We start from the raw sequence: 1,195 nt of genomic DNA on the forward strand, positions 1-1,195 counted from the left end.
TGAGCTGGGGGTGGCCGCAGAGACCAGCGAGAAGCGACTGTTTACTAAAAACACAGGTCCGTGCGAAGCCGTAAGGCGATGTATACGGACTGACGCCTGCCCGGTGCTGGAACGTTAAGGGGACCGGTTAGCTTGGATTCGTCCAGGCGAAGCTGAGAACTTAAGCGCCAGTAAACGGCGGTGGTAACTATAACCATCCTAAGGTAGCGAAATTCCTTGTCGGGTAAGTTCCGACCTGCACGAATGGCGTAACGACTTCTCGACTGTCTCAACCATAGGCCCGGTGAAATTGCACTACGAGTAAAGATGCTCGTTTCGCGCAGCAGGACGGAAAGACCCCGGGACCTTTACTACAGTTTGATATTGGTGTTCGGTTCGGCTTGTGTAGGATAGCTGGGAGACTGTGAAGCTCAAACGCCAGTTTGGGTGGAGTCGTCGTTGAAATACCAGTCTGGTCGTGCTGGATGTCTAACCTGGGTCCGTGATCCGGATCAGGGACAGTGTCTGATGGGTAGTTTAACTGGGGCGGTTGCCTCCTAAAGGGTAACGGAGGCGCCCAAAGGTTCCCTCAGCCTGGTTGGCAATCAGGTGTTGAGTGTAAGTGCACAAGGGAGCTTGACTGTGAGACCGACGGGTCGAGCAGGGACGAAAGTCGGGACTAGTGATCCGGCGGTGGCTTGTGGAAGCGCCGTCGCTCAACGGATAAAAGGTACCCCGGGGATAACAGGCTGATCTTCCCCAAGAGTCCATATCGACGGGATGGTTTGGCACCTCGATGTCGGCTCGTCGCATCCTGGGGCTGGAGTCGGTCCCAAGGGTTGGGCTGTTCGCCCATTAAAGCGGTACGCGAGCTGGGTTTAGAACGTCGTGAGACAGTTCGGTCCCTATCCGCTGTGCGCGTAGGAGTCTTGAGAAGGGCTGTCCCTAGTACGAGAGGACCGGGACGGACGAACCTCTGGTGTGCCAGTTGTTCTGCCAAGGGCATGGCTGGTTGGCTACGTTCGGGAGGGATAACCGCTGAAAGCATCTAAGCGGGAAGCCTGCTTCGAGATGAGGACTCCCACCCACTTGATGGGGTAAGGCTCCCAGTAGACGACTGGGTTGATAGGCCGGATCTGGAAGCACGGTAACGTGTGGAGGTGACCGGTACTAATAGGCCGAGGGCTTGTCCTCAGTTGCTCGCGTCCACTGTGTT

1 rRNA gene is annotated in these 1,195 nt (G+C 56.4%); it reads left to right on the forward strand.

The window, feature by feature from the left end:
- A 23S ribosomal RNA gene (locus ACIHAR_RS39710) occupies positions 1–1,173 on the forward strand; the annotation flags it as partial.
- Positions 1,174–1,195: the final 22 nt, after the last annotated feature.

Source organism: Streptomyces sp. NPDC052016, from assembly GCF_044548445.1.
Lineage (GTDB): Bacteria > Actinomycetota > Actinomycetes > Streptomycetales > Streptomycetaceae > Streptomyces.